The sequence below is a fragment of the Archangium violaceum genome (genome assembly GCF_016887565.1).
Classification (GTDB): Bacteria; Myxococcota; Myxococcia; order Myxococcales; family Myxococcaceae; genus Archangium; species Archangium violaceum_B.
The window spans coordinates 11,488,561-11,504,593 of sequence record NZ_CP069396.1; the positions used below are offsets into that span (position 1 = coordinate 11,488,561).

General features: G+C 70.9%; 13 protein-coding genes. 5 read left to right on the forward strand and 8 right to left on the reverse strand.

Annotation, left to right across the window (positions count from 1 at the left end):
• Positions 1-42: 42 nt before the first annotated feature.
• The 5 genes from JRI60_RS45755 to JRI60_RS45775 all read right to left on the reverse strand — a co-directional run bounded on the left by JRI60_RS45755 (position 43) and on the right by JRI60_RS45775 (position 5,921).
• A complete protein-coding gene (locus JRI60_RS45755) occupies positions 43-1,866 on the reverse strand; it encodes a glycoside hydrolase family 3 protein (protein ID WP_204222382.1) in 1,824 nt (607 codons plus the stop codon).
• 99 nt (positions 1,867-1,965) lie between these two features.
• Complete coding sequence (locus JRI60_RS45760; RefSeq protein WP_204222383.1) at positions 1,966-2,586, reverse strand: PEGA domain-containing protein; 621 nt, start codon at positions 2,584-2,586, stop codon at positions 1,966-1,968.
• A gap of 24 nt (positions 2,587-2,610) precedes the next feature.
• On the reverse strand, positions 2,611-4,137 hold the full coding sequence (locus tag JRI60_RS45765) for a GspE/PulE family protein (RefSeq protein WP_204222384.1): 1,527 nt from the start codon (positions 4,135-4,137) through the stop codon (positions 2,611-2,613).
• A 71-nt stretch (positions 4,138-4,208) separates the two neighbouring features.
• Complete coding sequence (dnaJ, locus tag JRI60_RS45770) at positions 4,209-5,336, reverse strand: molecular chaperone DnaJ (RefSeq protein ID WP_204222385.1); 1,128 nt, start codon at positions 5,334-5,336, stop codon at positions 4,209-4,211.
• 141 nt (positions 5,337-5,477) lie between these two features.
• Complete coding sequence (locus tag JRI60_RS45775; protein ID WP_204222386.1) at positions 5,478-5,921, reverse strand: hypothetical protein; 444 nt, start codon at positions 5,919-5,921, stop codon at positions 5,478-5,480.
• 154 nt (positions 5,922-6,075) lie between these two features.
• Here JRI60_RS45775 and JRI60_RS45780 point away from each other — a divergent pair, with 154 nt between their 5' ends.
• Both JRI60_RS45780 and JRI60_RS45785 read left to right on the forward strand, forming a co-directional pair.
• Positions 6,076-7,839, forward strand: a complete 1,764-nt coding sequence (locus JRI60_RS45780; RefSeq protein ID WP_204229380.1) for an ABC transporter ATP-binding protein — start codon at positions 6,076-6,078, stop codon at positions 7,837-7,839.
• Positions 7,840-7,973: 134 nt separating this feature from the next.
• Positions 7,974-8,936 (forward strand): hypothetical protein, encoded by a 963-nt coding sequence (locus tag JRI60_RS45785; RefSeq protein WP_204222387.1) that lies wholly within the window; start codon positions 7,974-7,976, stop codon positions 8,934-8,936.
• A gap of 30 nt (positions 8,937-8,966) precedes the next feature.
• Here the strand turns inward: JRI60_RS45785 and JRI60_RS45790 are convergent, their stop codons facing one another.
• The gene (locus JRI60_RS45790) at positions 8,967-9,626 is read right to left on the reverse strand and encodes a hypothetical protein (RefSeq protein WP_204222388.1); all 660 of its coding nucleotides are present in this window, start codon (positions 9,624-9,626) and stop codon (positions 8,967-8,969) included.
• A gap of 137 nt (positions 9,627-9,763) precedes the next feature.
• On the opposite strand from JRI60_RS45790, the gene JRI60_RS45795 reads away from it, so the two are divergent.
• The 3 genes from JRI60_RS45795 (at position 9,764) to JRI60_RS45805 (ending at position 11,390) form a co-directional block, all read left to right on the forward strand.
• Positions 9,764-9,988 (forward strand): hypothetical protein, encoded by a 225-nt coding sequence (locus tag JRI60_RS45795; protein WP_204222389.1) that lies wholly within the window; start codon positions 9,764-9,766, stop codon positions 9,986-9,988.
• A gap of 61 nt (positions 9,989-10,049) precedes the next feature.
• A complete protein-coding gene (locus tag JRI60_RS45800) occupies positions 10,050-10,814 on the forward strand; it encodes a hypothetical protein (RefSeq protein ID WP_204222390.1) in 765 nt (254 codons plus the stop codon).
• 3 nt (positions 10,815-10,817) lie between these two features.
• Complete coding sequence (locus JRI60_RS45805) at positions 10,818-11,390, forward strand: hypothetical protein (protein ID WP_204222391.1); 573 nt, start codon at positions 10,818-10,820, stop codon at positions 11,388-11,390.
• A gap of 98 nt (positions 11,391-11,488) precedes the next feature.
• Here JRI60_RS45805 and JRI60_RS45810 read toward each other — a convergent pair whose 3' ends face one another.
• Complete coding sequence (locus JRI60_RS45810; protein WP_204222392.1) at positions 11,489-12,739, reverse strand: FAD-dependent oxidoreductase; 1,251 nt, start codon at positions 12,737-12,739, stop codon at positions 11,489-11,491.
• An 84-nt stretch (positions 12,740-12,823) separates the two neighbouring features.
• Positions 12,824-15,862 (reverse strand): helicase-related protein, encoded by a 3,039-nt coding sequence (locus tag JRI60_RS45815; RefSeq protein WP_204222393.1) that lies wholly within the window; start codon positions 15,860-15,862, stop codon positions 12,824-12,826.
• Between the last annotated feature and the right edge of the window lie 171 nt (positions 15,863-16,033).

Genomic DNA, 16,033 nt, shown 5'->3' on the forward strand with positions numbered 1-16,033 from the left:
CGGGAGGCGCTCCGGTCACGGCAACTTCCGGGAGCGAAGCCGTCAGGGGATGGGGTAGCTCAACCCGTACCCGATGGGGTAGAGGCTCGAGGAGGGCTTGCCCGCCTCCGGGATGTTCACGGGCAGCAGGCCGGTGGGGTTGATCACCCCCAGCAGAACCTTGGCGAGCGCCCGCATGGAGACGGGACGGTAGCCATAGGTGGCCACGACGGTGGGCGCGTCTCCCAGGTAGCCCACGTCGTAGGGCTCGCGCACCGAGACGACCACCACCGGCTTCTGCGTGGAGCGCAGCGCGCTGACCAGCTGCAACTGGGACGGGTTCTCCCAGGCCCGCGAGGTCAACACCACGACGACATCCACCTGCTCGGCCGCCGCCACCGCCTGGTCGATGGCCGACTGGGCCGGGGCGATGCCCGTCTGCAGCACCTGCGCGGAGACCCACCGCTTCGACAACTCCTCCCCCAGCGCCGCGGTGGTCGCCACGCCCCAGCCGGTGACCAGCACCTTGCTCACCGGCGCCTTCAGCGGCAGCACCCGCGCGTCGTTGCGCAGCAGGGTGATGGAGCGGGCCGTGATGGACTCGGCCGCGTCCAGGTGGCTGGCGGCTCCCACCTGCGCCAGAGCCGCCTCATCGACCAGGGGCTCGGCCAGCAGACCGCGCTTCTGCTTGAGGGCGAGGATGCGGCCCACGGCCTCGTCCAGCCGCTCCTGACTGAGCTCGCCCCCGCGCACCGCCGCCAGCACGGCGTTGTAGGCCACGTCGATCTTCGGCGGCATGAGGAGCAGGTCCACGCCGGCCTTGAGGGCCTCCACCGGCACGCGCGCGTCGCTCTCGTCACCGAAGGGCCGCGCGCCCGCCATGGCGAGCGAATCGCTGACCACCACGCCCGTGTAGCCCAGCTGGCCGCGCAGCAGGTCCGTCAGGATGGGCCGGCTCAGCGTCGCGGGCAGCCCCGAGGCATCCAACGAGGGCACCACGATGTGGGCGCTCATGATGGCATCCACCCCCGCGTCGATGGCCGCCACGAACGGCGGCAGGTCCACCGCGTCGAGCTGCTGCGTGCTGCGGGAGATGATGGGCAGCCCGAAGTGGCTGTCGACATCGGTGTCCCCATGACCGGGGAAGTGCTTGGCGGAGGCGGCGATGCCCCCGGCCTGCATGCCGCGGATCTGCGTCTGGACGAAGCCGGACACCAGCGCGGGGTCCACCCCGAAGGAGCGCACGCCGATGACGGGGTTGAGCGGGTTGCTGTTGACGTCCGCGACCGGACCGAAGTTCTGGTTGATGCCCAGGGCGCGCAGCTCGCGCCCGGTGATGCGCGCGGCCTCGTGGGCGTCCTGGAGGCGGCGGGTCGCTCCGAGCGCCATGCTGCCCGGGAACTGGGTGACCGGCTCACCCACGCGCGTCACCACGCCGTGCTCCTGGTCCGTGGCGATGAGCAGCGGAATGCCCGGCGCCTGGCGCATCGCCACCTGCTGGAGCCCCCTGGAGAGCGCGGAGATCTGCCGGGGGTTGTTCAGGTTGTTGGACCAGGTGAAGTAGATGATGCCGCCCAGGTGGTAGCGCGAGATGAGCTGCTCGGCGTTGTCCACCCCGTGGTCCTTCTGGTTGGACGCGATCATGCTCGCGTTCGGATCCGCGGCCTGCTCTCCGTAGGCGTACGTCATGAAGAGCTGACCCACCTTCTCCTCGAGGGTCATGTCCTTCAGCCGGCAGGGCACCCAGTCCGCCGCATGGATGTCGTCCTTCTGCTGGCAGGGCGTGGGGGGCGGGGTGACTTCATCCTTGCCACAACCCGTGCTTCCGAATGACAGACAGACGAGTGCCGCCGTCAGCAGCACGTGCTTCCGCTGATGCTCCACCATTCCTCGTTCCTCTTCTCGCAGGGCCGCTGACCGTCCACGGCCGGGGGGCCGGAAAGATGCCTCACCGCGCTGACAAGAAGGAGGGGGAAGGAGTCCCGCTCACTTCCTATTGTTGGAGGACTTACCGGAGCCCTTGCGCAGCCGCGCCGTGACAGTGACCAGCGAGTCCCGAGGGCACGGGGTGCGGTGCGTCGCCTTCTGGAAGCCCCGCAGGGTGAACTCGACGACGAGCGTCCTGCCCGGCACGCAGTCGAGCCCCACCGTCACGGGGGTGTCGCCCTGGTCCACGCCATTCACCCGGACGTTGGCACCGGAAGGTTGCGACTCGAGCGACAGGAGGGCCCCCTTGAAGGCGGTGCGCTCCTCCCGGGTCGGCTTCTCCGTCTCCGGGGGTGGCTCCCCCTCGGAGGCGGCGGGCTCGTCCCCGCCCGGCTTCGAGGCAGGAGTGGGCTCGGAGCTCGAAGAGGCGGAGGTGGGCGAGAGGGTGATGAGGCGAGGCGTGGAGGACACCTCCCCCCTCAGCAACGGGAGGACGAACAACCCGGCCGCGGCCAGCCCGCAGAGCGCGGAGGCCAGCTTCAGCACCGCGGCCACCAGCTCCCCCGCCGAGGCCGTCGGCCTGGGGGGCTTCCCCACCGGACCGACGGAAGACCGCGGCGAGCCCGCCTGGACCGCGCCAGTCTCCTCGGGCCGAGAGCCCGGCTGCATCGCGCCGTTCACGTGTCCACCTCCGACGCCCGGGTTTCAGCCGACCACACGGAAGACCTCGCGCAGGGTCGTGGCCCCGGCCCGCGCACGCTCCAGGCCCGCCGCGAGCAGCGGCACCATGCCCTCCTTCACGGCGGCATCGTGCGTCTGGGACGTGGGCACCTTGGTGTTGATGCACTCGCGGATGGTCGGGGTGACGGTCAGCACCTCGTAGAGGGCGGTGCGTCCCAGGAAGCCCGAGCCGCCGCACTTCGCGCACCCCGACGCCCCGTAGAACGGGCCCGCGGTGGGCAGCCCCGCCGCGTTGAGCCGGAGGACCTCCTCGTGCTCGGGCTGGAAGGGGACGCGGCAATGCGGGCACAGCGTGCGCACCAGCCGCTGCGAGATGCTGGCCACCGAGGCGGACGCGAGCAGGAAGGGCTCCACCCCCATCTCGATGAGCCGGTTGAAGACGCCCGCCGCCGAGTTCGCATGCACCGTCGTCAGCAGCAGGTGTCCGCTCAACCCCGCCTGGATGGCCGTGCGCGCCGTCTCCGCGTCGCGAATCTCTCCCACCATGATGACGTTGGGATCCTGCCGGAGCACGGACCGCAGGCCCTGGGCGAAGGTGAAGCCCTGCTCGGTGTTCACCTGCGTCTGGGAGAAGAGCGGCACATCGAACTCCACCGGATCCTCGATGGTGGCGATGCGCGTCATGTCACCGCGCGTCCGCTTGATGTAGCCCAGCGAGGCATACAGCGTCGTCGTCTTGCCGCTGCCCGTGGCTCCCGCCACGAAGATGACGCCCTGCGGCCGGTCGAGCACCCGCTGGTAGGGCCCGAGGATGGCCGGCGGGAAGCCCAGGTTGGACAGCTCCGGCAGCCGCACGCTGCTGCGCGCGATGCGCAGCGCCACCGACTCGCCGTGGTTGGTGGGCAGCAGCGACACGCGGATGTCCGCGGGGCCGTCCGGCGTGCCGAAGGCGAAGTGGCCGTCCTGGGGCCGATCGCTGCGGAAGAGCACCACCTTGGCCAGCACCTTGAAGCGGTTGATGAGGCGCGGGTGGTGCTCCCGCGGAATCATCATCACCTCCTCGAGCACGCCGTGGATGCGGTAGGCGATGCGCGTGCCCGTCTCCAGCGGGTGGACGTGCACATCGCTCGCGCCGATGCTGATGGCCCCCTCCATCAGGACATCCACGAAGGCGATCATGTCCGGCTCGGAGCGGGCGATGTAGCCGCGCAGGGACTGCCGCAGCTCCTCCAGCATCTCGCGCACCACGGACGCCACGTCCGCGTCCACCACCGCCAGCGGCGACAGGGCCTGCCGCTGGGGGAGGGAACGCTCGGAGCGCCGGGAGCGGGCCTCCACGAACGCGCCCGCCGTCCCCAGCGCGAGCGCCAGACCCACGCTGCCCAGCAGGGCCGGCGTGAGCGCCAGCCCGAGGAACTGGAGCCCCACCCGGCGCGCGACCTCCACGTCCTGGATGGGATTCTGGAACCACCACAGGCCCACGCCGCCCAGGAGCAACAGCAGGGCCAGGACCCAGGCCGCTCGAGCGGCTCTGCGCAAAGGCTGGAGCATTCGGGCCACGAGGCTAACAGAACCCGTGGCCCGTCACACCCTCACCCCGTCCCTCTCCCAGAGGGAGAGGGTCAGCCGAAGAGCTCACGCACCTTGTCGAAGAAGTTCTTCGACTGCGGGTGCGCCTCCTCACCGCTCAGCTCGGCGAACTTCTCGAGCAGCTCGCGCTGCTTGCCCGACAGCCCCGTCGGCGTCTCCACGATGACCCGCACGTGCTGGTCCCCGCGCTGCCCGCTGTGCAGGTGCGGAATCCCCTTGCCCTTCAGCCGGAACACCTTCCCCGACTGCGAGCCCTCGGGAATCGTCATCTTCACCTTCCCGTCCAGCGTGGGCACGTCGATCTTGGCTCCCAACGCCGCCTGCGTGAACGAGATGGGCACCTCGCAGAAGACGTCGTAGTCCTCGCGCTGGAAGAGCGGGTGCTCGCGCACGATGACCGTCACGTACAGGTCGCCCGGAGGTCCTCCCCGGTCTCCCGGCTCGCCCAGGCCTCCCAGCCTCACCCGCGTGCCATTGTCCACACCCGCCGGGATGTTGACCTCGATGACCTCCTCGGAGGGCACCTTGCCCGAGCCCCGGCACTTGGCGCACGGGTCCGGCACCACCGCGCCCGTGCCGCCGCAGTCACTGCACGGCCGGGACACCGCGAAGAAGCCCTGCGTGAAGCGCAGCTCGCCCGAGCCTCCGCACGTCCCGCACGCCTTGGGCCCCGCGCCGCTCTTGCTGCCCGAGCCGCTGCACGTCTCGCACTTCTTCGGCCGCGGAATCGGCACCTTCGGACGGCAGCCGAACGCCGCCTCCTCGAAGGAAATCTCCAGGTTGAAGCGCAGGTCCGCGCCCCGGTTGTTCACCCGGCCGCGTCCTCCCCTCCCACCGAAGATGTCCCCGAAAATCTCCCCGAAGATGTCGTTGATGTTGACGCCCTGGAACCCGCCGAACGGGTCTCCGCCTCCGGCGCCACCCACGCCCGCGTGGCCGAACCGGTCATACCGGGCCCGCCGCTCCGGGTCGCTCAGCACCTCATAGGCTTCCGAGGCCTCCTTGAACTTCTCCTCGGCCTCCTTGTTTCCGGGGTTCCGGTCCGGGTGGAACTGCAGGGCCACCTTGCGAAAAGCGCTTTTCAGCTCTTGCGCCGAGACGTTCTTCTGGACGCCCAGTACCTCGTAGTAGTCGCGTTTCTGTCCCGCCGCCGCTGGCATTGCGTCAAACCCCTGGATTTATTGAACTTTCTACGCTCGCGTAGTCTTCGAAGTCACTATAACGCAGGCGAGAGGTCCGGCAATCCGGGCCCGCCCCGCTGAGCGGGGCGGGCCCTCGGGTCCACGCGTGAAACGTCGGGCTCAGACAGTCCAGACCCGATTGGCCGTCAGCTCCATGCGAGCAAGCCGCCGCTTGAGCACCGGATCCACCGCTCCCCGGGGGGCCCACTTGGGGACCACGAAGTGAAGCTCCGCGTTGTAGAGCTTCGCGGCGCTGGACAGCAGGCTCCAGCGATTCTCCGTCGTGGGGTCCTCCACCATGCCCGGCGTGACGATCTCCAGGATGATGGGGGTGCGCGCCGAGTCGGACTGCCGACAGGTGAAGTCCGGCCGGTGGTCCTCGATGGTGCCCGAGAGGATGGGCGGAGGCATGAAGCCGGGCAACCTGGCTTTGATGTCCGTGCAGCCGATGGTGCGGAAGTACTCCGCCATCAGCCACAGGAGCCGACGACGCTCTTCGTTATCGACCACGGGCTCACAGCCCGGACTGAACAGCGTCTCTTTCCCAGTGTTGTTGGTGTCCATGGCTAGCGAAAAGCTGTCCGCCCCTTCCCGGCGGAGCAATGAAAGGGCCAACCCGGATTGAGTGCCGGGCAGCAGGGCGGGCGGGGAGGCACGCGGTGCTGTCGTACAGTGGGCTTTGCCCGGCAGCGGACAGGATGCGAAGGTGCGCACCTCCGTGGCCCCCCGTCCTCCTCCGCACGTCTACCGCCGTCTGCTGGGCTACCTCCGGCCCTACCGGGGCCTGCTGCTCGCGGGCCTGGGCGCCTCGCTCGTGGCCGCCGCCGCCACCTCCGCCTACGCCTGGTTGGTGGGGCCGCTGCTGCGCGCCGTCCTCACCGGCGCCCCCGTGGAGCTCGCGGGCATGACGCTGCCCGGAGAGCGCCTGCTGCGCGTGCTCCCCCTCATGGTGGTGGCCGTGGCCGTGGTGAAGGCGACGGCCAGCTTCCTCCAGGGTGGGTGGATGCAGCGGCTGGGCCAGCGGGTGATGGCGGACCTGCGCGCCTTCCTCTACTCGCGGCTGCTCGCCCAGCCCCCCGCGTTCTTCGAGCGGCGGCACTCGGGCGAGCTCCTCACCCGCTTCACCGCGGACGTGCCCCTGGTGGAGTTCTCCGTCACCCAGGCGCTCTCCTCCTATTTGAAGGACGGGTTGCAGATCCTCTCGCTGCTCACCGCCTGCTTCCTCATCGACGCGAAGCTCTTCCTCCTCACCTTCGTGGTGATGCCCCTCACGGTGCTGCCGGTGCGCAGCTTCGCGCGCTCGCTCAAGAAGGTGGCCAACCGCTCGCAGAACAGCCTCGGCGCGCTCACCGCGCTCGCCGCGGAGCAGCTACAGGCCCTGCCCGTGGTGCAGGCCCATGACGGCGCGCCCCGGGCGCTGAAGGCCTTCGAGGCCGAGTCGGAGCGCTACCTCGGGGAGATGCGCCGCTCGCTCTTCCTGCGCGGCGCGTACAGCCCCACGGTGGAGGTGATGGGCATCCTCGGCGTGGCGCTGGCGGTGGCCTGGGGCGCCCGCGCGGTGGCGGCGGACCCGGCGCTCTCCGGGCGGCTGCTCTCCTTCATCGCCGCGGTGCTCCTGCTCTACCAGCCGGTGAAGTCGCTCAGCGGCACGCTCTCCCAGGTGCTCACGGGCCTGGTGGCGGCCGAGCGGCTCTTCTCGCTGGCGGACTCGCCGGTGCCCCCGGACGAGGGTCAGGAGGCCGCGCCCCTCGGCCGCGCGCTGACGCTGGAGGGGGTGCGCGCCACCTACGCGGATGGCCGCGAGGCGCTGCGCGGGGTGGACCTCACCGTGCCGGCGGGCGCCCGGGTGGCGGTGGTGGGCGCCTCGGGCGCGGGCAAGACGACACTCTTCTCCGTGCTGCTGGGCTTCCTGCCGCCGAGCGGTGGCACGGTGCGTTGGGACGGCACGCCGCTGTCCCAGCTCAAGCCCTCCAGCGTGCGCGCCCAGATGGCATGGGTGCCCCAGGAGCCGGTGCTCTTCTCCGGCAGCGTGCGGCACAACCTGCTGCTGGGCCGCCCCGAGGCCACCGACGCCGAGCTGTGGGAGGCGCTGCGGCTGGCGCACGCGGAGGACTTCGTGCGCGCCCTGCCCGGCGGCATGGACGAGCCGGTGGGCGAGCGCGGTGCGCGCCTGTCCGGTGGACAGCGGCAGCGGCTCGTCCTGGCGCGGGCCTTCCTGCGCCAACCCTCGGTGCTGCTGCTCGACGAGCCCACCAGCGCCCTGGACGCCCAGAGCGAGGCCGCGGTGGGCGCGGGGCTGGCGGCACTGATGAAGGGCCGCACGGTGCTCGTCATCGCCCACCGCCTGTCCACGGTGCGAGACGCCGACCTCATCGTCGTCCTGGAGGCCGGCCAGGTGGTGGAGGCGGGCACCCACACCGAGCTTGTCGCCAGAGGTGGGCGTTACACCCAGCTCCTGGGTGAAGGCGCCGTCGCCGCCTGATAGCGGACACGGTTGTCCGCCTTCCTGTCAGCGCTTCAACCCAATGCCCCGTGGATACGTTCACGGCCAGGCAGGGAAACCAGATTCTTGCCCCAATTCTGGAATTCCTGGCGGATGCCGTATAGTCTTACAGCATGTTGGTCCCCGCGAAGCTGAACACCGTCTCCGGCCTGCTCGTCGCCACGCTCCCCGCGGTGGCGGTGGTGGGCTTCGGTTCCGCCCTCCTGTCGTTCGTCGGTGGTCGCACCGAGGTGTGGCGCATGGCGGACACAGCGGGGCCGTACAGCCTGTTGATGGCGGCGGCGGTGCTGGGAGTGATGGTGGTGCTGTCGATGCTGCTGAGCATGGGCTTGACGGGACGGCACGCGCCGCTGGTGGTGCTGGTGGGCATCGCCACGCTGCCGTGGTTCCTGGGCATCGCCGGCACGGACGAGGCGATGGAGCGGGTGCTGGCGGCACTGCCGGACGTGGGCAGCGGAGACGCGCTGAGCGTGCTGGTGGCGGGCACCGGCGAGGCCATGGTGACGCGGCTGCTGGGGGCGTGGGCGAGCGCGGCGCTGCTGGTGGGGGTGGCGGTGGGGCTCGTGCTGCTGCGCGGGCGCGCGGCGCTGGTGGGCGAGGGCGCCGGACAGCTGCTGGGCGCCGCGCTGAGCCTGGCGCTGGGGAGCATCGCGCTGCTGGTGGCGCTCGAGGCGCACCAGCTCTTCCAGATGCTCACGACGATCGCCACGCAGGCCCCGGAGGCGCGCGCTGGCTTCATCACCTCGGGCACCGAGCGGCTGGCCCACCTGGAGGATCTGCGCTCGGCGGCGCTGGTGGTCCTGGCCATCCTGGCGCTCTCGCTGGTGTCGTGGCAGTTCTACCTCCGCCCCCAGGCGGTGTCCCAGTGGGCGGGCAGCCTCATGCTCGCGGGGCTCTCCGCCGCCGTGCTGCTGCTGGACGCGCGCCCGCTGGAGCTGGCCGCCCGGGGCGCTCGGGAGGCCGGCCTGTCGCGCACCCTTCTTCCCCTGCTGGTGCGCAGCAGCTCGGCGAACGCGCTCGGTACCCTGCCCTCCGGCACCCTGCCGTCGCTCGGTGGCATCCGGACGTCGCGGTGAGCACGCGGCCCACCCGGGCCAGCGAGGTACTCAGACGAGCCAGAGGAGCAGCACCACGCCCAGCACGAACCCCAGCCCGAGGACGATGAGCATCGTCAGGCCCTCCGTCTTCTGCCTGCGCAGCATGACGGGGTCGACGGGCGGAACGTTGGGGAGCCGGATGGGGGCGGGCGGGGCCGGCGCGGCGGGAGGAGCCGGAGCGTGAGCCTGGGCACTGGACGCGGCTTGCGCGGCGGGAGCGGGCGCGACGGGAGCGGAAGACGCGGCCTGGGCGCCCCCGGCGAGCACGAGTCCCTGGCGCGCGAGCGCGAGCACGCGCTGGATGTGTTGGATGTAGCGATCCTCGCCCTGGTAGTCCTCGAGGGCGAGCGCGGCGCGCAGCAGCCGCGCGGGGACGGGCTCGGCGTCCGGGTGGACGACACTGGCCGCGGCGCGCGCGGCCCCATCCTGCTCCACCCGTCCGGTGCGCAGGCCCACGCCGCTCATCCACACGCAGTGCTCGCCCAGCAGCGTCAACTCCTGGCGCTGCACCTTCCCCTCGCTGTCCACGAAGGAGAGCAGCTCCGCGCCCTGGGGCGACAGGTGCCACACGGAGCGCTGTCCACCGTCTCCGGGAGGCCCCTCCACCGGGCGCGCCTGGTACAGCGCCAGGACGGCGGCCTTCATTCTCTCCGACGACGATTCGCTCATGGACGGGGCGTCAGCCTAGGGTGGGATGGACGGAAACGGAAGGCCGGGCATGCCTCTGGCTCCCCGCTCGGCCTACCCGGGGAGGCCCGGGCCATGGCCCCCAGGCATTCCTATGGTTGCCCTGGAGGAACCCACACATGGCCATCATCCTGCCCGAGACACCCATCCAGGCGCCCTTCGTGGTGCCCGCCAACCGCACGGAGGTGACGGGCGAGCCGGAGCGGAAGGGAGGGGGATATGACCCGCGCTTTCCGGACGTGAGCTGGGACGGCACGGCCCAGCACGGAGGCGGCCACGTGCCGGAGGACTACCAGTGGCCCAGCAACCCCAAGCAGCACCAGGACGACCTGATGGGCGAGTAGTGGAAACGACCGCACGGAGTCACGTGCCTCCCCGCCGTCCGGGCGCTACGGTGTGCACCTCATGAGTCGCTCCCGCTCCAAGCGAATGGATTTCGTCCACCACTTCGAGGGCGCGCAGGTGCTCGACGGGCTGATGGAGCTCGCGGGCACGGCGCACGACAGCCTCACGGTGCTGGCGCACATGCGGCAGGCCCACGCGGAGGGGCGCCCCTCGGGGGAGGCCATCTCCGGCCTCTTCGAGCGCGAGCCGCGCTTCGAGTCCCCGGAGCTGGCGCGCCGGCTCTTCCAGAACCTGCTGGGCCTGTGGGACCTGGTGGAGGAAGGCAAGTCGGTGCGGCTGGAGGAGGAGCCACGGGCGCCGAGGCCCAAGAAGCAGAAGACGGAGGCGCCCCGGCCCTTCGCCCCGGGCGAGCCGGACACGGCATTCGTGGAGGCGGCCTGGCGTTATCTGGAAGACGACGAGCGGGGGCGGACGCGGCTGCACGATGCGTTCGAAAACAAGCAGGACGCGCTGCTGGGTGCCCTTGACGGGGCGGGGCTCACGGACGAAGGATATGCCGTCGCCCGACACCTGCTGTTCGAGCTGCATGCCATGCTGGAGCTCGGTTGGCCGCAAGGGCTGGCGAGCGTGGCCGCCAGGGCGATGGAAGAACCGGGCACGGAGAATCCGCCAGTGCCCGCGGCCCTCACCGCGTACGCGGACGAGGCGCTGTTCGAGGCGGAGCAGGACGAGGAGCACCCCCTGACACCCGAGGAGCTGACGAAGGTCCGCACCCTGGTGAAGCGCGGCACGGTGGCGCTGTGGAGTGCTCGGAAGGGAAAGTGAAGAATGGCACGTGACAAGGACGACGATCGGGGCGGAGGGGGCTTCTCCGGCAAGCGGACGAAGTCGTGGAGGGAGATCGACGCGTCGCGAGGCAAGGGCCGCGGGCACACGTCCCGGCAGGACGATCCGGCGCAGCAGCGAATCGAGCGCAGCGCGTCGTACCAGAAGTACAAGGCGGCGGCGGACGCGCTGTTCACGGGGGGCGAGCTGCCGGAGGGTCTGGCGAAGACCTTCGACCCGGAGGGCAAGCGCAAGGCGCAGAAGCAGGCGATGCAGAAGCTGATGGAGTCCGCGGAGGATCCGCGAGCCTGGGCGCAGGGCGTGCTGGACTACCTGGAGAAGTACCCGGAGCTGCCGGAGGACCCGTACTTCCTGGACAGCCTGCTGGGACATCCGCGGGAGCGGATCGTGGACAAGGCGCTGGCGAGGCTGGAGGGGCTGGAGGCGGAGGGCAAGCTGGTGAAGACGAAGGTGCCCAAGAGCCTGGATCAGCGGCTGAAGGGAATCGAGCTGACGAGCCTGGACCCGGACATGCAGGGTCGGGCGAAGACGTTGCGAGAAAAGCTGCGAGTCTGACGCGCGCCCCACCCCACCCCATCCCGCCCACCACTCCCACTCCCACTCCCTCTCCCTCTGGGAGAGGGTCGGGGTGAGGGTATACGCGCCTCGGGTTCCTACCCCACGAGAGGCAACGCGAGCGGCACGAGGGCCGTGGGAGGGTCGACCATGTGGAGCACGCGCATCATGCGCTGATGAGCATCCGGGTCGTAGGTGGCGCGGAGCGTGACACGGTCGACCAGGAGGCTGCTGAGTGACATGGCGAGGCGGCGGGTGGCGCTCACGTTCTCCAAAGAGCACCCGGGCACGCGGAGATCCTCACTGGCGGCGGAGAGCCAGGGGCCCTCGACGAGCTCATTGAAGGCCTTCTGAGAGGTGCGCCCGTCGCGAGCCAGTTGCCGTCCGAGCTCGAGCGCGGACAGCATGCCCACGGTCATGCCCTGCCCATAAACGGGATTGAAGGCGCACAGAGCATCCCCGAGCATGACGAGGTTGTCGGCCTGGAGCGACGAGCTCAGGACGCGAGTGCCGGCCATCCTGCGGAAGCAGTGGATGGGACCGAGGAACTCGGCGTCGGGGAGGACCTGTGCGAGGGCGGGGTCCCGCAAGGAGCGCGCGTAGTCGAGGAAGCCCTCGCGGTCGCCCGGGGGCAGCTCGTTGCCGGAGCCGACCAGCAGCGCCAGGAACAACCCGTTCTCGATGGGAACGAGCCCGCCGCCGCGGAGGAACCGAGGGGGACACACCTGCACGTAGATCTGCCGGAACGGCAGCCGCTCGGCGTGGGGGACACGCACCACGCAGGTGGAGTAGCTCGCCCGGGCATCCACCTTCTCGAGCACGGCCTGGGAGCGGAAGGGGCCGTTGCGGCCCGAGGCATCGACGAAGAGCGAGGCCTCCAGCTCGCGACCATCGCCAGCCTTCACGGCCAGGATGCGGCGCCGCGAGGAGTCCCAGCGGAACGTCCCGGCCTCGAAGCGCTCGACGAGCTCGATGCGAGGGTTGCTGGCGACGCGAGCACGAACCGTCTTCTCCAGGAGCCCGCGGCTGCACGAGCGCGAGGTGATTTCGGAGGGAGGACGCGGGAAGGCGCCGAAGCGACCGACCCAGTAGCAACCGGGGCCCCAATCCAGCCACGCGGCGCCGGCGCGGGTCAGGTCGTCGTCGATGCCCGGGAAGAGCTCGCCGAGCGCCATCCAACCGCGCCGCAGCAACACGTGGACGTGGTCCACCTGGGGCACGCCCCGGCGCGCGTGCTGGACGTCCTGACCATCCTTGTCCACCAGCAGGACGCGCTCGAAGTGCCGGGACAGCACGGTCGCCGCCGACAGACCCGCGATCCCACCGCCAATCACCACTGCTCTCGACATGTACAGGGCCCCCAGGGTGCTCCCATTCAGGGAGACAGCGTCTGGGGGCCGGACGATAGCCGATCCGCGTGGGAGCGCGGAGGCTCAGCGGTTGATGACGAAGCCGCAGGCGGAGTCGAGCACCACCTTCGCGCCCGCCAGTGCCGTCAACAAACGCTCGTAGTGCGTGCGCTCGGCGGAGAGCTGCGCCTCCACGGCCTTCTCCTCCAGCCCCTGGTGCGTGAGCGACAGCCGCATCCGCTCCAGCGCCGCGTCACGCTCGGACTCGATGGCCTTGCGCGCCCGCGCCTGCAGCTTGGCCAGGTCGGCCTCGGCGGCCTTCTGCGCCACGGGCACGCCCTTCTCCACGAAGGCACCGAAGCCCGGGAAGAGCCGCAGCCACTCGTCCCCCTTGAGCGACTTGCCGTCGGCCTCCAGCGCGGACAGCACCGCCGCGTCGGCCTTGGGGCCCGTGGGGCCCTCCACCACCGCCACGTGCACCAGCGTGCGCTCCAGGAAGCGGGCGATCTGCCGGCTGGGCACCCGCGCGCCCGGCGAGGTGTCCTCGGGCTCCGGCATCTGCACGTGGTAGAGCAGCTCCACGCCCCGGGCCTTCATCGGCCCACGCTTCTCGATGAAGCGCGCCCCGCTGCGCCCATAGGGCCCGTCGCGAAGGAAGCCGAACAGCGCCTCGACGATGGGATGGCCGGTGGCGAAGTACTCCAGCTCCTCGGCTTCCACGGCCGTGTCGCGCCAGAAGGAGCCCAGCACCGTCCGGTCCTCGGTGATGTCGATGCCCGGAAGCCCCTCCACCTTCAGCGCGTGGCCGAACTGCAAGGCGCACTGGAAGGCATCCACCTGCTCGTCCGTGTCCACGCCGATGCCCACCCGGCGCGCCAGCTCCGTCACCGTCTCCTCGAGCTTCTCGTCCAGGTCGCGCGCCACGCTCCACAGGCCCTCGTCGAGGCTCTGCTCCTCCTCCTCGTCGGGCTCCACGCCCATGCGCTCCTGGGCGCGCGTCACCAGCCGAGCCACGGCCTCGCGGTCGAACGAGCGGATGTCCAGCAGCGGGTCATACGCGCGCTTCACCTGCGCCCGCGCCGCCTCCACCTTCTCCTTCAGCTCGGCGGCGTACGCCACGCGAGACTCGCGCGGCAGCAGGGCCAGCTCCGTGAGCCGCTCCTCCACCTCCTCCAGCACGGCGTCCAGGCCGCCCACCGTCTCGCCGAACACGCCCACCGCGTCCGCCAGCAGCATCAGCACGTCCGCCGCCAGCGTGCCCACCGGGTCGAAGACGTGAATCTCCACGGGGTGGTTCTGCCCGATGCGGTCCAGGCGGCCGATGCGCTGCTCCACCGTGGACGGGCTCCACGGCAGGTCGTAGTGCACCAGGTGGTGCGCGAACTGGAAGTTGCGGCCCTCGCCGCCCACCTCGGTGCACAGCAGCACCTTGGGGCCCTCGGGGTCGCGGAAGCGCGCCACCTGCCGGTCCCGCTCCACCATGGGCAGGTCGCCATGGTACGCGAGCGCTTCGATGCCCTCGCGGCCCAGCTCCGAGCGCAGGGCCTCCAGGGTGTCGCGGCTCTCGGTGAACACGAGCACCTTGGCGTTGGGCTCCGAGCCCCAGATGCGGCCGCGCAGCACGTCCAGGAAGGCGCCGAACTTCGCGTCGCGCGCGGGCAGCTTGAGGCTGCCGGCCACGCCCGCCAGGGCCTTGTTGGTGCGCAGGGCCTCGCCGAAGGCGGCGGGGCTCGACTCCAGGCGGCGCAGCAGGTTGCCCAGCGGCGCGCCGCGCAGGTTGGAGGACGCGAGCGCGGCCAGCGCGGCGTCCCGCGTCTTGAGCTCGTCCGCGGACAGCTTCACCGGGTGGCGGTGCAGGCGGCGCGTGGAGAAACCACCCACCACCGCGCGCCGGTTGCGCACCAGCCGGTCCGACAGGCTGTACGTCTCCGCCAGGTGCTGCATCAGCGCGTCCCGATCCTTCTCCGTCTTCAGCTTCGGGTCATCCGGGAAGCGCGCCGCCAGGGCCTTCACCGCGCCCGCCGCGTCCTTGCCCTCCAGCAGCCCGCGCACCGCCGCGCTCAGCTCCTCCTGGCGCGCCAGCCGCTGCTCGAAGCCCTTCACCGTGGGCGCCGTGGACGCATCAATCAACGTGAGCAGCCCGTGGTACTCGGCGGGGTCCAACTGCATGGGCGTCGCCGTGAGCAGCAGCAGGCCCCAGCTGTTGGCCGCCAGGCCCTCCGCGGCCTCGAAGGCCTTCTCGCCCTTGAGGTGGTGCGCCTCGTCGATGATGACCAGGTCCCAGAAGGCGCCCTCGTCGGCCACGGCCTCGCGGTGCTCCTCGCCGCGCGCCAGCATCTCCAGGCTCGTCACCACCAGCGGGAAGCGCGCCCACGGGGACACGCCCGGCATCTCCTTGAGCGACTGCGCGTACCGGTCCGAGTCCATCAGCGTGAAGAGCTGGTTGAACTTGTGGAACAGCTCCACCAGCCACTGCACGGTGAGGTGGCTGGGGGCCACCACCAGCACGCGCCGCGCCAGGCCCGACAGGCGCAGGGCGCTGAACACCATGCCCGCTTCGATCGTCTTGCCCAGGCCCACCTCGTCGGCGAGCACGAAGCGGGGCCGGCGCGCGCTCAGCACGCGCTGCACCACGCCCACCTGGTGGGGCTTCACCATCACCCGGCTGGCCAGCAGCGCGCCCAGCGCGTCACAGCGCCGCTCGTCATCCAGCACCAGCGCCTGCTTGCGCAGGGTGAAGGCGCGCGCGTCCCCCACCCGCCCCTCGCGCAGCGTACTGAGCAGGTCCGAGCGCGGCGCGAGCGCATGCACCTCGGACTCCGGCAGCTCGTCCTCCTCGCCCGTGTCCGCGTAGCGGATGACGTAGCGGCGCAGGCCCCGGCCGCCCTCCTCCTCGCCCAGCACGGTGGCGCGCCGGCCCTTGGCCGTCTGCACCGGCTCGCCCTTCGTCAGGGCGTAGTGCACCAGGGCGCCACCCTTGGTGGACACCAGCACCGGCTCTCCCTCCCGGGCGGGGAAGAGGACGAGCGCCTTGGCGCCCTCGTCCTGCATCGACAGCAGATGTCCCACGCCCCACTCGGGCTGGGGGAGGTAGCGGACCTTGTTGCCAGGAACGAACGACATGGTCGGAAACGGACCCTCACGGAATGAAAAGAAGGGGGTTCGCTCATAACCTCGCGAGCCCTTCCCGGCCATCCCGCGAACCCCTCGGATTTCGGTCCGGCCTCGTACTCCGGGGTGATGCCGCTGTCATCTAATGGACTCGCCCCTGCCCGGGAGGGCCATTCCTCCACA

What these genes read in the sequence shown, in the direction of transcription:
- JRI60_RS45805 (WP_204222391.1), top strand. Translation starts at nt 10,818, where the DNA reads ATGGCACGTGACAAGGACGACGATCGGGGCGGAGGGGGCTTCTCCGGC.
- JRI60_RS45810 (WP_204222392.1), bottom strand. Translation starts at nt 12,739, where the DNA reads ATGTCGAGAGCAGTGGTGATTGGCGGTGGGATCGCGGGTCTGTCGGCG.
- dnaJ (WP_204222385.1), bottom strand. Translation starts at nt 5,336, where the DNA reads ATGCCAGCGGCGGCGGGACAGAAACGCGACTACTACGAGGTACTGGGC.
- JRI60_RS45800 (WP_204222390.1), top strand. Translation starts at nt 10,050, where the DNA reads ATGAGTCGCTCCCGCTCCAAGCGAATGGATTTCGTCCACCACTTCGAG.
- JRI60_RS45765 (WP_204222384.1), bottom strand. Translation starts at nt 4,137, where the DNA reads ATGCTCCAGCCTTTGCGCAGAGCCGCTCGAGCGGCCTGGGTCCTGGCC.
- JRI60_RS45785 (WP_204222387.1), top strand. Translation starts at nt 7,974, where the DNA reads ATGTTGGTCCCCGCGAAGCTGAACACCGTCTCCGGCCTGCTCGTCGCC.
- JRI60_RS45815 (WP_204222393.1), bottom strand. Translation starts at nt 15,862, where the DNA reads ATGTCGTTCGTTCCTGGCAACAAGGTCCGCTACCTCCCCCAGCCCGAG.
- JRI60_RS45775 (WP_204222386.1), bottom strand. Translation starts at nt 5,921, where the DNA reads ATGGACACCAACAACACTGGGAAAGAGACGCTGTTCAGTCCGGGCTGT.
- JRI60_RS45755 (WP_204222382.1), bottom strand. Translation starts at nt 1,866, where the DNA reads ATGGTGGAGCATCAGCGGAAGCACGTGCTGCTGACGGCGGCACTCGTC.
- JRI60_RS45790 (WP_204222388.1), bottom strand. Translation starts at nt 9,626, where the DNA reads ATGAGCGAATCGTCGTCGGAGAGAATGAAGGCCGCCGTCCTGGCGCTG.
- JRI60_RS45795 (WP_204222389.1), top strand. Translation starts at nt 9,764, where the DNA reads ATGGCCATCATCCTGCCCGAGACACCCATCCAGGCGCCCTTCGTGGTG.